Genomic DNA, 13,932 nt, shown 5'->3' on the forward strand with positions numbered 1-13,932 from the left:
GTGAGGCGCCCGTAACAATTGCTTGAGTTCCAAGGCCAAACCCCTATCCTGCACCGCAGAAAAACAGGGGCGCCAATGCCGAAATATCTGACCCTTACCGACTATGCCTTGATTACCAATTCCGCACCGATCAAGCGGGAAACCCATGGTTGGCGGGCAAAATGCCTGCAACGGCTGGTGCGGTTGGACATGCCGGTGCCGGTCACGATTGCGCTGTCATTCGGCGTGGTGCGTGAAATCGCAACCGGCGCGCAGATGACGCTGCGGCATTTGCTGGGGCATTTTCCCGAAGGCCAGCTGTTGTCCGTGCGCCCCAGTGCCGAACACCCGCAATGGGGCGGCCCGGCGACGGTGTTGAATATTGGCATGAATGACGCAATGCATGCCAAGCTGTCGCAAACCCATGGCGAAGAGGTCGCGACCGCACTGTATCTGAATTTCGTTCAGGCCTTTGCCCAGCATGTCGCGCGGCTGGACCCCGACATGTTCGATGCCGACACGCCCAGCCGTGCCGCGCTTGATGCGGCCCTGCGCGCCTATGAGGACGAGATGGAAGACCCGTTCCCGCAATCGGTCGCGCAGCAACTGGCCGATGTGCTGCGCTCCATGGCGCGGGCATGGGAAGGCACCTCGGCGCGGCTGTTGCGCCAAGCCAAGGGCGCGCCGGTCGATGCGGGGCTGGGCCTTGTTGTGCAGGCCATGGCGGGCGGCATGGGTGTGGGCTGCGGCACGACCGACACCTGTGGCGCAGGCTCCATCCGCTTCATTGATGCCATCACGGGCGAACGGCAGGTCATGGGCCGCTTTCGGACGGACCGCAACGAAGCGCCGTTGTTCCTGACTCGCGACCCGCGCGGCCCGTCGCTGGAAGAGCGCAGCCCAGAGGCTTTTGCGCAGCTTCTGGCCTACGGTGCCAATGCCCGCAAGCGCCTGCGTGAGGAAATGGAGATCGAGTTCACGCTGGAAGATGGCAAGCTGTGGATACTTGATGCGGTGACAGTGCCGCGCTCGTCGCGCGCCGCGGTTCGCGTGGTGGTGGATCTGGCCAATGACGGGGTCATCATCCGCGACGAGGCGATTTCCCGCATCGCGCCCAAGGCGCTGGGGGAATTGCTGCACCGGCAGGTTGACCCCACGGCCCGCGCCACGGTTCTGGGGCGCGGCATTGCCGCCAGCCCCGGCGCGGCGGTTGGGCGGCTGGTGTTCAGCACGGCTGCGGCCTTGGCCAGTGCCGCCCGCGACGAACCTTGCATTCTGGCCCGGCGCGAAACCACGCCCGAGGATATTCGCGGCATGCATTCGGCCCGCGCGGTGCTGACCGAACGCGGCGGCATGACCAGCCACGCCGCCGTGATTGGCCGCGGCTTGGGTGTGCCTTGTGTTGTGGGCGCGTCCAACATCACCATCGACGCGCGCCGCAAAACCCTGCGCGCCAATGGCCAAACGCTGAACGAGGGCGATCTGATCACCATTGACGGCACCAATGGGCTGGCCTTGGCCGGCGAGGTGCCGCTGCTGGAACCCGCCTTGGATGACCGCTTCACCACGCTTCTGGATTGGGCAGATGCGCGCCGCGACATTGGCATTCGCGCGAATGCCGACACCCCTGCCGATGCCCGCATTGCGCGCGATTTCCGCGCGCAGGGAATTGGCCTGTGCCGGACCGAACATATGTTCTTCGAGGAAGATCGCCTGACGCTGATGCGCGAGATGATCTTTGCCGACACTGCCGAGGACCGGCGTGACGCCTTGGACCGTCTGCTGCCCATGCAGCGCGCCGATTTCATCGACCTGTTCGAGATTATGCAGGGCCAACCTGTGTGCATTCGCCTGTTCGACCCGCCCTTGCACGAATTCCTGCCGCATTCGCGCGAAGGGATGCGCTTTCTGGCCGATGCCTTGGACAAGCCCTTGTCCGAAATCACCCGCCGGGCAGAGGCGCTGGCGGAATTCAACCCCATGCTGGGAATGCGCGGGGTGCGCTTGGGGATCACCATTCCCGAGATCTACGAAATGCAGGCCCGCGCGATTTTCGAGGCCACGATTGAAGTGACGCGCCGTGGTGCGCCCATCGTGCCTGAAATCATGATCCCGCTTGTGTCGGCGATGCGCGAGGTGGAACTGGTGAAATCGCGCATAGACGCCTGCGCGGCGCAGGTGCGTGGGCGCGCGGGCGTTATGTTCGACTACAAGCTGGGGGTGATGGTCGAAACCCCGCGCGCGGCGCTGCGGGCGGGCGATATAGCGCAGCATTCGGCATTCTTGTCCTTTGGCACCAATGACTTGACGCAGATGACCTATGGGCTGTCGCGTGATGATGCCGGGCGCTTCATGTCGGATTATGTGCAACAGGGCGTGTTCGTCGAAGACCCGTTCCACACGCTGGATGAGGATGGCGTGGGAGAGCTGTTGCGACTTGGGGCCGCGCGGGGGCGGGCCGCGCGCGACGATCTGACGCTGTCGATCTGCGGCGAGCATGGCGGCAGCCCCGAAGCAATCCGGTTCTGCCGCGATTTGGGCTTTGATTACGTCTCCTGTTCGCCTTTCCGCGTTCCGGTCGCACGGCTTGCAGCGGCGCAGCTGGTGATTGCCGAGCAAGGTTAAGAGCGCGGGCTGGACTTTTGCCCCGGTTTTGGGTAAGCACTCACCAAATAGTGAAGTTGCACGTTACTTGGGCGGGACGCACACATCCGGTGTGCTATGAAAATTTATGGTCAAACGACTGTTCAGCAATCTGCGATCCGGTGTTTCGAGAGCGTTCTCGGAGGGTGCCGTGCGCCGTTCCGGCGCGGTTGTGCGGTTCGCGTCGCGCCGTTGGTATCGCAAAACCACCTTTGTCGGGGTCTGGAGCGTGTCGCTGTTGATCGCCGTGCCGGGCACCGGGTCTTCGGTGGCGGACGCGACCTTGTCGAGCGCGACCCAAAGTGCGTTGGTTTTGGCTTCGGTCAACAACGCGCCGCGCGTAATGGCGCATGTTCCCGAAAGCGCGGCACCCATGGTCCGCATGGTGCGCCTTGACCAATCGCAGCTGCGTTCTGATCTGGGTGTGCCGCAAGGCGCACCGATGGTGTTGGAAGATGGGTTTTCCGATCTGGCGGGCCGCCCCGAACTGCCGCATGAGGTGGATCTAAGCCGCTTGCAGACCGCGTGGCTGGCGCAGTTTGCGCCGCAAGCAACCCTGCGCCCGACCTTGCGCCCGGTGCCGCCTGCGCGCAGCCTGTCGACCAGCGGTGTGATCGCGGCCCCGGCCGCGCTCTCGCCAGAGGTTACAGCGCCGCGGGTCAGCCTTGTGCCGGTTGCGCGCCCCGAAGGCCTGTCGCGCCGCATGGTGCAATATTCGCGCAGTTGGCTGCGCAAGGTTGCCTTGCGCCCGTTGACCGAACAGGAAGCCTGCCTTGCCACCGCCATCTATCACGAAGCGCGGGGTGAGACGTTGAAAGGCCAGTTCGCCGTGGCAGAGGTTATCCTGAACCGTGTCGCGTCGCGCAGGTTCCCCGCTGACATTTGCGGCGTCGTGTTTCAGGGCGTGCGTGAAGGGCGCTATGGCGGGTGCCAGTTCAGCTTTGCCTGTGACAGCAAACCGGACGAGATGCGCAACGGGTCGGCCTCTGACCTTGCGCGGCGTATCGCGCAGGTGATGTCGGATGGCGCGCATCGTGGTCTGACAGGGGGCGCGTTGTATTTCCACACAACGGCTGTCGCCCCGTCATGGTCCAAACGCATGACCCAGACCACGCAGATCGGCGCGCATCTGTTCTTTCGCGGATAAACAGCAGGGCGCGTGCGGGTGTCGCATCGGGGCACCCATGCGGCGCAATCACCCTTTGCCGGGCCGGGACGGGCGGGTAAGACTGCGCGCATAGCAGACTCGGAAAGCCCGACCGCATGAGCACAGATATTCGACTGGCCTTCGCCCATCCCGAAGCGCGCGCCGAGGCATCGGCCCCGGCAGACCCGCGCGACCGCATTTCCTTGCGCGACCATTTGGTCGAGGTCGAGATCGGCGCCTTTCAGGCCGAGCGCGGCGTGCGCCAGCGTCTGCGCTTCAACGTTGTGGTCGAGGTGCGGCCGCATCCCGAACCGCTTCAGGATGATGTGGATCGCATCTTATCCTATGACCGTATCACAGAGGCGATTTCGGCGGCGCTGGCCGAAGAACGTCTGAACCTGCTGGAAACCCTGTCAGAGCGCGTGGCTGCGCGTGTGCTGCTGGAACCGCAGGCGATGCGGGTGTTCGTGCGGGTCGAAAAGCTGGACCGGGGACCGGGCGCGCTTGGGGTCGAGATTGTGCGCACGCGCGCGGCGGCACCTTTGCGCGAGGTCACATCCAGCGGCGCGGAAGAGGCCGTGCACCCTTTGGTCGTGTATCTGGACAATGACATGATCGCGTCTGACGGCCTGACCGCCTGTCTGGATGCGGTGCAGATGCGGGGCGCGCCGGTCATTCTATGCGTGGGTATGCCCCCCGAAGGCGCGCCAGAGGTCGCCTTGTCGCCGGTGCAGCGCCGCATTGACCTGCTTGCGATTGAACAAAATGCATGGCGGCTGGCCGCAAAGGATGCGCGCTGTGTGGTGGTCGCCAGCCGCACAGAGATCGACTGGGCCATGAAACAGGGTCAGATGATTGTCTGGGCACCCTCAAAGCTGATCCTCGATTCGACCGACAGCCCCAATTGCAGCCCGCGCGACGGTGCCGCTTTGGCGCTGTGGTTGGCCGAACATATGGCCGCAAGCCGCTTCCTTGCACCAGAGGGGATTCGCGTGCCGCCGGGCAGCCACATGCTGTTGGAACGCTTCTGACAAGGCTTGCACCCGCGCGCTTGCTGCGGCAACAGGACAGGCATGAGTTACGCCATGCCCTTGCTGCGCCCTGCCGCGCTTGCCCCCGATGACAGCCCCGCCTTTCGTGGCCAGACCGCTTTGCGCCTGACCGGCGTGCAAGACCTGACGCGCGCGGGCAATCTGCCGGCCCGCAACATTGATCCGGGCCGCGATCGGGTTTTCCTTGACCCGCCTGCGCCGCTTGCCGGTTTGTGTCTGTCGCGCCCGCGGATTATGGGGATCGTCAATGTCACGCCCGACAGTTTTTCCGATGGGGGCCGCTTCGACAGCCATGACAGCGCCATCGCACATGCCAAGCGGCTGGTGTCCGAAGGCGCGGATATTCTGGATATCGGCGGCGAATCCACCCGGCCCGGCGCGGCAGAAGTGCTGCATGCGGACGAGATTGCGCGCACCGCGCCGGTCATCGCGGCGCTGCGCGATGCCGGGGTCACCGCGCCGATTTCTATCGACACGCGCAAGGCCGATGTGGCCCGCGCAGCGCTTGCTGCTGGCGCCGATATCGTGAACGATGTGTCAGCCCTGACATGGGATCGTGACATGGGCGCTCTGGTGGCAGAGGCCGGGGTTCCCGTTTGCCTGATGCACGCCCAAGGCACGCCCCAGACCATGCAAAAAGACCCGAAATACAACGATGTGCGCTTTGATGTTCAGGATTGGCTGATGGATGCGCTGGCCCGCGCAGAAGCCGCTGGCATAGACCGCAAGCATGTGATCCTTGATCCGGGCATCGGTTTTGGCAAGACGGTTGCGCATAATATTGCCTTGCTGACACATCTGGCGCTTCTGCACGCGTCGGGTTGTGCTATCTTGCTGGGCGCATCGCGCAAACGGTTTATTGGTGTGCTGGGGGGCGCAGAGCGGGCAAGCGACCGGATGGGCGGGTCGTTGGCTGTGGCGCTGCATGCCGCAGCACAAGGCGCGCAGATTTTGCGTGTGCATGATGTTGCCGAAACCCGGCAGGCGCTGTCGCTGTGGCAAGCCTTGAACGAAAAAGAAGAAGCAGGCGAAATATGACCAAAAAACTATTCGGAACCGACGGTGTGCGGGGAACCGCGAATACCTATCCCATGACGGCGGAAACCGCGCTGCGGCTGGGCGCTGCGGCGGGGCGGTATTTCCGGCGCGATGGCAGCAATGGTCACCGGGTGGTCATCGGCAAGGACACGCGCCTGTCAGGTTACATGATTGAAAACGCCCTGACCGCCGGGTTGACCAGCACCGGCATGAATGTGCTGCTGCTGGGGCCAGTGCCCACGCCTGCCGTGGGGTTCCTGACGCGCTCCATGCGGGCGGATCTGGGGATCATGATTTCGGCCAGCCACAATGGCCATCAAGATAACGGCATCAAGTTTTTCGGCCCCGACGGCTTCAAGCTGTCGGATGAGGCAGAGGCAGAGATTGAAGCCATTATTGCCGGTGAGATCGCGCTTGTGCAGCCTGCCAATATCGGCCGCGCCAAGCGGATTGACGATGCGCGCGGCCGCTATGTCGAATATGCCAAGACCACCTTGCCCAAGGGCAAGCTGTTTTCCGGGCTGAAAGTGGTGGTCGATTGCGCCCATGGCGCGGCCTATCAGGTCGCCCCGCAAACCCTGTGGGAACTGGGCGCAGAGGTGATCGAGATCGGCGTGAACCCGAATGGCAAGAACATCAACCTTGACTGCGGTTCAACCCATCCGCGGGTCTGTGCGGCCAAGGTGCTGGAAACCGGGGCCGATCTAGGGATCACGTTGGATGGCGATGCCGACCGCCTGATTCTGGTCGATGAGCGTGGGCAGATTGCCGATGGCGACCAGATCATGGCGCTGTTTGCCGAACACTGGGCCGCAGAGCAGCGCTTGCGGGACGGGGTTTTGGTGGCCACGGTCATGAGCAATCTGGGGCTGGAGCGGTTTCTGGACGGGCGCGGGCTGCGGCTGGAGCGCACTTCGGTCGGTGACCGCTACGTTGTGGAACGGATGCGGCAGGGCGGCTGGAATCTGGGCGGCGAGCAATCGGGCCATATCGTGATGACCGATTATGCCACCACCGGCGACGGGCTGATCGCGGCGCTGCAATTCATGGCGGTTCTGGCCGAATCGGGTAAACCCGCTTCCATGCTGACGCGCCGCTTCGACCCTGTGCCACAGCTTCTGCGCAACCTGCGCTACGCGCCGGGGGTTGATCTGCTGGCCGAAGCCAAGGTCATGGCCGCAATCGATGCGGGGCGCGACATGCTGGCCGGGCGTGGGCGCTTGCTGATCCGCAAATCGGGCACAGAGCCTTTGGTCCGTGTCATGGCCGAATGCGAAGATGAAGGGCTGATGGTGCAGGTGGTGGACGGCATTATTGCAGAGATGGAATCGGTCGCGGCCTAACGCGACAGGCGCTCTACGCCCATGTTTGCAAGCTGGTCATCGACAAGGCGGCGCAGGGCAGGGGCCACGGGCCGCGCGCGCGGGTAAAGTGGCGCGGTCCGGTCATCCAGCACTGGGCCCCAGCCCGTTGTGGTATCGAAAAACCGCGCAACGCCGTCCAGACCGAATTCCTGCGCGAAGCCTTCGACGACAACATCCAGATAACTCAGCTTGATTGGCGCATCCGGGTTTGCGGGCTGCGCGTTTTGCGGGGCAATCGCATATATCTGCGCCGGGCGCACGGGGCCGCGCGCGAAAGCATCCGCGCCCAGTGCGTGCCGCCCATAGCCGGTCTCGCGGATATCCAGCGCTGCCCAATCATTGCCCGGCACCCGCGCCACCAACCCATCTATCTGCGCGCCCGCATCGGGCACCACGCTCAGAAAGGTGCGCCCCAAGCTGCGCGCCATGCGCCATTCGCGACGCCAGCCGCGAATCGTGACCGGCTGCGCATCGGGGTAATCATGGGTATGGCGGTTGACCAAAGACCCGTAGCCAAAGAAAAAAGCGTCATCCATGGCGCGAATGTGTGTCATGCGTCGGGCAATGGCAAGGGCCATGAAAATGCTTGCAAACCCGACATGCAATCAGCTACCAACACTCTGCAGACACGGGAGACGTTGGACCCCGCGCCAAGGCCGAAGGAGCAACCGCCCCGGTAAACTCTCAGGCAAAAGGACCGGTCTGCGGACACACTCTGGAGAGTGGTGCTCATCGCACCCGCCGACGGGATAACGATCTCAGGCGCAAGGACAGAGGGGGTTGACGCGCAAACGGGCGCAAACCGAAGGGGCTTTCATGTCGGACGACTTACGCCAGACGCCGCTACATGCGCTACATCTGGAGCTTGGCGCAAAAATGGTGCCCTTCGCGGGCTACGCGATGCCGGTGCACTACCCGATGGGCGTGATGGGCGAACATATTCACACACGCGCCAGCGCGGGCCTGTTCGATGTCAGCCATATGGGACAGGTCATTGTGCGCGGGCCCGAGGCGGCTTTGGCGCTGGAGCGGCTTGTGCCGGTGGATGTGCTGGGGCTGGCGACGGGCCGACAGCGCTACGCGATGTTCACCAATGACAAGGGCGGCATGCTGGACGACCTGATGGTGGCCAATCGCGGCGATCACCTGTTTTTGGTCGTCAATGCCGCGCGCAAATCCGCGGATCTGGCCCATATGCGTGCGCATCTGCCAGAGTTGGAGGTGCGCGAGATCACCGACCGCGCCCTTCTGGCGCTGCAAGGGCCGGGAGCAGAGGCCGCGCTGGACGCGCTTTTGCCCGGCGTGGCGGCGATGCGCTTCATGGATGTGGCCACGTTTGACTGGCAGGGCCACGCGCTGTGGGTTTCGCGGTCCGGCTACACGGGCGAGGACGGGTATGAGATTTCCTTGCCCGACGCGCAGGCCATGGGTTTTGCCCGCGCGGCTCTGGACCAGCCCGGCGTTGCGCCCATCGGGCTTGGCGCGCGCGACAGTTTGCGGCTGGAAGCGGGGCTGTGCCTGTATGGCCATGACATTACCGAAATGACCTCGCCGGTCATGGCGGGGCTGGCTTGGGCCATCCAGAAAACCCGCCGCGCGGGCGGCGCGCGCACGGGTGGCTTTCCCGGTGCCGAGCGTATCTTGCAAGAATTGTCAGAGGGGCCATTGGCCACCCGTGTCGGCCTGCGCCCCGAGGGGCGCGCGCCCATGCGCGAAGGCACGGTGCTGTGGGATGCAGCCGAGGGCGGGCGCAATCTGGGCGGCGTTACCTCTGGCGGGTTCGGGCCCAGTCTTGGCGCGCCGATTGCCATGGGCTACGTTCCGAATTTCAGTGCCGAACCCGGCACCCGCCTTTGGGGCGAGGTGCGGGGCAAGCGCCTGCCTGTCGTGGTCTCTGACCTTCCGTTTCGACCTTCCACCTACAAGCGCTGAGGAGCGTTTCGCATGAGATATACCGAAGAACATGAATGGCTGCGCATCGAGGGCGATGTCGTGGTCGTGGGCATTACCGAGCACGCCGCCGAGCAACTGGGCGACGTGGTTTTCGTGGAATTGCCAGAGGTCGAGGCCGTCGTCGCCAAGGGTGACGAGGTCTGCGTGATCGAATCCGTCAAGGCCGCCAGCGATATTCTGGCCCCCGTCGATGGCGAGATTGTCGAGGTGAACGAGGCACTGACCGACAATCCGGGCCTTGTGAACGAAGATCCGCAGGGCGATGCGTGGTTTTTCAAGATGAAGCTGGATGACCTGTCCGTGCTGGACGACCTGATGACAGAGGATGAATACAAAGAGTTCCTTGGCTGACATCGGGCAGGGGTAGGGCGGCGCGCAGGCCGCCCCACCCAACTGCACGCCTTGCGTGTGGCCCTCTGGCGCTTGATTTTGCAACCTTTTCCAACGGTGCGACATGACCTATACCCCCAGCGACTATAATCCCTACGATTTTGCCAACCGCCGCCACATCGGACCGACCCCCGATGAAATGGCGGCGATGTTGCAGGCGGTGGGGTGTGACAGTCTGGAACAACTGATCGACCAGACCATCCCGGCTGATCTGCGCCAGTCCGATCCGCTGACATGGCCCGCCTTGTCCGAAGGCGAATTGCTGGACCGCATGCGCGCGGTCGGGGCCAAGAACACCATTATGACCAGCCTGATCGGGCAGGGCTATTACGGCACGGTCACGCCGCCTGCCATTTTGCGCAACATCTTTGAAAACCCGGCTTGGTATACGGCCTATACGCCCTACCAGCCCGAGATCGCCCAAGGACGGCTGGAAGCGCTGTTGAACTTTCAGACCATGGTGTCGGACCTGACGGGTTTGCCGGTGGCCAATGCGTCGCTTCTGGACGAAGCCACCGCCTGCGCCGAAGCGATGGTCATGGCGCAGCGCGTGGCGAAATCGAAGGCGACGGCCTTTTTCGTCGATGAAAACTGCCATCCGCAAAACATCGCCGTGGTCCAGACCCGTGCCGCCCCCTTGGGCATAGAGGTGATCGTCGGCGCGCCCGAAGACTGCCCCGCCGAGCGCGTGTTCGCGGGCCTGTTCCAATATCCCGGCACCTACGGCAATATCCGCGACTTCCGTCCGCAGGTTGACGCGCTGCATGCCAACAAGGCGCTGGCCATCATGGCAACCGACCTGCTGGCATTGACGATGATCGTGGAACCCGGCGCTTTAGGGGCCGATATTGCCGTGGGGTCTGCGCAGCGCTTTGGCGTGCCGATGGGCTATGGCGGCCCCCATGCCGCCTTCATCGCCTGTCAGGATGGTTATAAACGCTCCATGCCCGGTCGCATTGTCGGTGTCAGTGTTGATGCGCGCGGCAACCAAGCCTATCGTTTGTCGCTGCAAACCCGCGAGCAGCATATCCGGCGCGAGAAGGCGACCAGCAATGTCTGCACCGCGCAGGCGCTGCTGGCGGTCATGGCGTCGATGTATGCGGTGTTCCATGGCCCCAAAGGCCTGCGCGCGATTGCAGAGCGCGTGCATGGGTTGACCGAACGTCTGTATCGCGCGCTGCGCGTGGCGGGGGCGCAGGTCGTGGTCAAGGATTTCTTCGACACGATCACGGTCGAAGTTGGCGTGGGCCAAGCGGGCATTCTGGCCGCCGCGCGCGCCGAAGGGCTGAACCTGCGCAAGATCGGCACCACCCATGTGGGCATTTCGCTGGATGAAACCAGTGACGCGCGCGTGGTCATGCGCGTGCTGCGCGCCTTCGGGATTGACGGCATTCCCCCGCATCGGGGCAATCTGGGCTTTGCCGAGAGCTTTCTGCGGCAATCCGATTACCTGACCCATCCGATCTTCCACATGAACCGGGCCGAGACCGAGATGATGCGCTATATGCGCCGCCTGTCGGACCGCGACTTGGCGCTGGACCGCGCCATGATCCCTCTTGGGTCTTGCACCATGAAGCTGAACGCGGCGGCAGAGATGATCCCGCTGTCCTGGCCCGAATTTTCCAGCCTGCACCCGTTCTGCCCGCCCGATCAGGCAGCAGGCTATGCCGAAGCGATTTTCGACCTGAAGGCCAAGCTGTGCGAGATCACTGGCTATGACGATATGTCGATGCAGCCCAATTCGGGCGCGCAGGGCGAATATGCGGGGTTGTTGACCATTCAGGCCTATCACCGCGCGCGCGGGCAGGGCGCGCGTGATATCTGTCTTATCCCCATGTCCGCGCATGGCACGAACCCGGCCAGCGCCCAGATGTGCGGAATGCAGGTGGTGGTCGTGAAATCCGCGCCAAATGGCGATGTCGATCTGGACGATTTTCGCGCGAAGGCTGCCAAGGCAGGCGACAGACTGGCGGCTTGCATGATTACCTATCCGTCCACCCATGGCGTGTTCGAGGAAACCGTGCGCGAGGTCTGCAAGATCACGCATGACCACGGCGGGCAGGTCTATATTGACGGGGCCAATCTGAATGCGATGGTGGGGCTGGTCAAACCCGGCGACATCGGCGGCGATGTCAGCCACCTGAACCTGCACAAGACATTTGCCATCCCGCATGGCGGCGGCGGCCCCGGCATGGGGCCGATTGGCGTGAAAGCGCATCTGGCGCCCTTCCTGCCCGGTCATCCGCAAACCGGCGGGGCCGAAGGGCCTGTGTCGGGCGCGCCCTATGGGTCGGCGTCGATCCTGCTGATATCCTGGGCCTATTGCCTGATGATGGGCGGCGCGGGGCTGACACAGGCCACGCGGGTCGCCATCCTGAACGCCAATTATATCGCCGCGCGGTTGCGCGGGGCCTATGACATATTGTTCATGGGCAACAAGGGCCGTATCGCACATGAGTGTATCCTCGACACCCGGCCTTTTGCCGAAGCGGGCGTGACGGTTGATGATATTGCCAAACGCCTGATCGACAACGGCTTTCACGCGCCAACCATGAGCTGGCCGGTCGCGGGCACGCTGATGGTGGAACCCACGGAATCGGAAACCAAGGCAGAGATTGACCGCTTCATCACCGCCCTTCTGGCCATCCGCGACGAGATCCGGGCGGTAGAGGAAGGCGAGATTGACGCCAAGGATAGCCCCCTGCGCTTTGCTCCCCACACGGTCGAAGACCTGATCGCCGATTGGGACCGTGCCTATACGCGCGAAGCGGGCTGCTTTCCGCCTGCAAGCTTTCGGGGCGACAAGTATTGGCCGCCCGTGGGCCGGGTGGACAATGTGTTCGGTGACCGCAATCTGGTCTGCACCTGCCCGCCCGTGGAAAGCTACGCGGAAGCGGCGGAGTAACGTGTCGGCCCTGCGCGGTCGCGCGGGGCCTATTCCATGCTGTAGGGCAGGGTGTGGCGGTGGTCATGGTCCACCCGCAACCGCCGTTCCAGCGGCGGCACGCTGCGCTGGTGGCAATCTTCGCGCTCGCAGATGCGGCAGGAAATGCCGATCGGGTCGAACCCGCCCGCGCGGTCCATCCCGTCGGCATAGACCAGCGCATCGGCGTGGTCGATCTCGCACCCAAGGCCCAGCGCATAGCGCCGCACTGGCGCGTGAAACGACCCGCCGCCCTTTGAAATTGTAATCGACAGACAAAAATACTGCACCCCATCCGGGGTTTCGGCCAATTGGCGCTGAAAGCGGCCCGGTGTTTCAAACGCGCGATGCACATTCCACAGGGGGCAAGCGCCCCCGAAGCGCGCGAATTGCAGGCGCGTGGCGGAATGGCGCTTGGTGATCGTGCCCGCCTGATCGACCCGCACGAAGAAAAACGGCACGCCCTTGGCACCGGGGCGCTGCAAGGTCGACAGACGGTGCGCCACCTGCTCCAATGACGCGCCGAACTGGTCGGCCAGCGTTTCCAGATCGTGGCGGCAGCTTTGCGCGGCCGATAGAAACCGCCGATAGGGCAGCAATGCCGCACCCGCGAAGTAATTGGCCAGCCCGATCTTTGCAATCGCCCGAGATTCGTCGGATTGAAAGCGCGCAAGGTCCAGCGTCGCATCCAGCAGGTCGGATTGCGTCAGCAGCGCAACCTGATGCAACAGTTGAAACGTCTGCGTGGCGTGGCTGGCCTTGGCCGAGATTTCCAGAATACCGCTGGCCGGGTCAAACCGGCGCAAGGGTGCACCGCGCACCATGCGCAGGGTGATCTTCTGGCGCGCCAAGGTAGCGGTGGCGTGTTCGGTGATATCCTGACCAGTGCCCGCTTGGGCGGCGAAATGTTCGGCGGCGCGGTCCACGGCATCTATGTAATTGTCGCAGTAATGGAAGAAATCGCGCACTTCTTCCCAAGGGGACAATCGCAGCGACGAATCCTCGCGCCCCAGCGCATCGTCCAGCGCGCCAAGCTGTTCCTGCGCTTGCCGATAGGCGCGATGCAGGTCCAGAAAGGCCCGCGCAAACCCGGATGCATTTGCCCCCACCAGCCGCAGATCGGGCAGGGATGGCGTGGCATTGGCGAAAAGCGGGTCAGCCAAAGCTTCGCGCAGGTCCGACACCAGCCTTTCGCTGTCGCCCGCTGACAGCTCTGTCACATCCAGCCCGAATTCGCGCGCCAAGGCCAGCACGACAGAGGTCGAAAGCGGGCGGTTGTTGTTCTCCATCTGGTTCAGATAGGGCAGCGATACGCCCAGCTTGGCGGCGAAATCCTTTTGCGTCAGCCCGATCTGGTTGCGAATCTCGCGCAGCTTCGCACCGGCATACAGCTTTTGTTGCGCCATGGGGCACCCTTTGCAAACTTATTGAAATGGTTTGCAA

10 protein-coding genes and 1 riboswitch are annotated in these 13,932 nt (G+C 63.6%); of the genes, 8 read left to right on the plus strand and 2 right to left on the minus strand.

The features are described from left to right. Nucleotides 1-75: 75 nt before the first annotated feature. The 5 genes from AWT76_RS07785 to glmM all read left to right on the plus strand — a co-directional run bounded on the left by AWT76_RS07785 (nucleotide 76) and on the right by glmM (nucleotide 7,202). Nucleotides 76-2,604 (plus strand): putative PEP-binding protein, encoded by a 2,529-nt coding sequence (locus tag AWT76_RS07785; protein WP_072245851.1) that lies wholly within the window; start codon nucleotides 76-78, stop codon nucleotides 2,602-2,604. A gap of 169 nt (nucleotides 2,605-2,773) precedes the next feature. Continuing rightward, nucleotides 2,774-3,769 (plus strand): cell wall hydrolase, encoded by a 996-nt coding sequence (locus AWT76_RS16470; RefSeq protein ID WP_176699364.1) that lies wholly within the window; start codon nucleotides 2,774-2,776, stop codon nucleotides 3,767-3,769. A 116-nt stretch (nucleotides 3,770-3,885) separates the two neighbouring features. After that, entirely contained in the window at nucleotides 3,886-4,800 is a 915-nt protein-coding gene (locus AWT76_RS07795) for a dihydroneopterin aldolase (RefSeq protein WP_072245852.1), read from the plus strand. 54 nt (nucleotides 4,801-4,854) lie between these two features. Then, nucleotides 4,855-5,859 carry a dihydropteroate synthase gene (folP, locus tag AWT76_RS07800; RefSeq protein WP_407071417.1) on the plus strand — a complete coding sequence of 335 codons (1,005 nt, stop codon included), beginning with the start codon at nucleotides 4,855-4,857 and terminating at the stop codon, nucleotides 5,857-5,859. Next, nucleotides 5,856-7,202, plus strand: coding sequence for a phosphoglucosamine mutase (glmM, locus tag AWT76_RS07805; RefSeq protein ID WP_072245854.1), 1,347 nt, complete (start codon nucleotides 5,856-5,858; stop codon nucleotides 7,200-7,202). The genes folP and glmM overlap by 4 nt, the downstream gene beginning before the upstream one ends. Here the strand turns inward: glmM and AWT76_RS07810 are convergent. After that, entirely contained in the window at nucleotides 7,199-7,777 is a 579-nt protein-coding gene (locus tag AWT76_RS07810; RefSeq protein ID WP_245638793.1) for a gamma-glutamylcyclotransferase family protein, read from the minus strand. The genes glmM and AWT76_RS07810 overlap by 4 nt on opposite strands. A 64-nt stretch (nucleotides 7,778-7,841) precedes the next feature. After that, a riboswitch (glycine riboswitch) is annotated at nucleotides 7,842-7,933 on the plus strand. Between the two features lie 106 nt (nucleotides 7,934-8,039). Between AWT76_RS07810 and gcvT the strand changes: the two genes are divergently transcribed. From gcvT to gcvP, 3 genes are all read left to right on the plus strand, one after another. After that, nucleotides 8,040-9,155, plus strand: a complete 1,116-nt coding sequence (gene gcvT, locus AWT76_RS07815) for a glycine cleavage system aminomethyltransferase GcvT (RefSeq protein ID WP_072247581.1) — start codon at nucleotides 8,040-8,042, stop codon at nucleotides 9,153-9,155. Between the two features lie 12 nt (nucleotides 9,156-9,167). Then, nucleotides 9,168-9,527, plus strand: a complete 360-nt coding sequence (gcvH, locus tag AWT76_RS07820; RefSeq protein ID WP_072245855.1) for a glycine cleavage system protein GcvH — start codon at nucleotides 9,168-9,170, stop codon at nucleotides 9,525-9,527. 103 nt (nucleotides 9,528-9,630) lie between these two features. Continuing rightward, on the plus strand, nucleotides 9,631-12,471 hold the full coding sequence (gene gcvP / locus AWT76_RS07825; protein WP_072245856.1) for an aminomethyl-transferring glycine dehydrogenase: 2,841 nt from the start codon (nucleotides 9,631-9,633) through the stop codon (nucleotides 12,469-12,471). A 29-nt stretch (nucleotides 12,472-12,500) separates the two neighbouring features. Here the strand turns inward: gcvP and AWT76_RS07830 are convergent, their stop codons facing one another. After that, a complete protein-coding gene (locus tag AWT76_RS07830; protein ID WP_072245857.1) occupies nucleotides 12,501-13,895 on the minus strand; it encodes a helix-turn-helix domain-containing protein in 1,395 nt (464 codons plus the stop codon). Nucleotides 13,896-13,932 lie beyond the last annotated feature (37 nt).

Source organism: Roseibaca calidilacus (genome assembly GCF_001517585.1).
Lineage (GTDB): Bacteria > Pseudomonadota > Alphaproteobacteria > Rhodobacterales > Rhodobacteraceae > Roseinatronobacter > Roseinatronobacter calidilacus.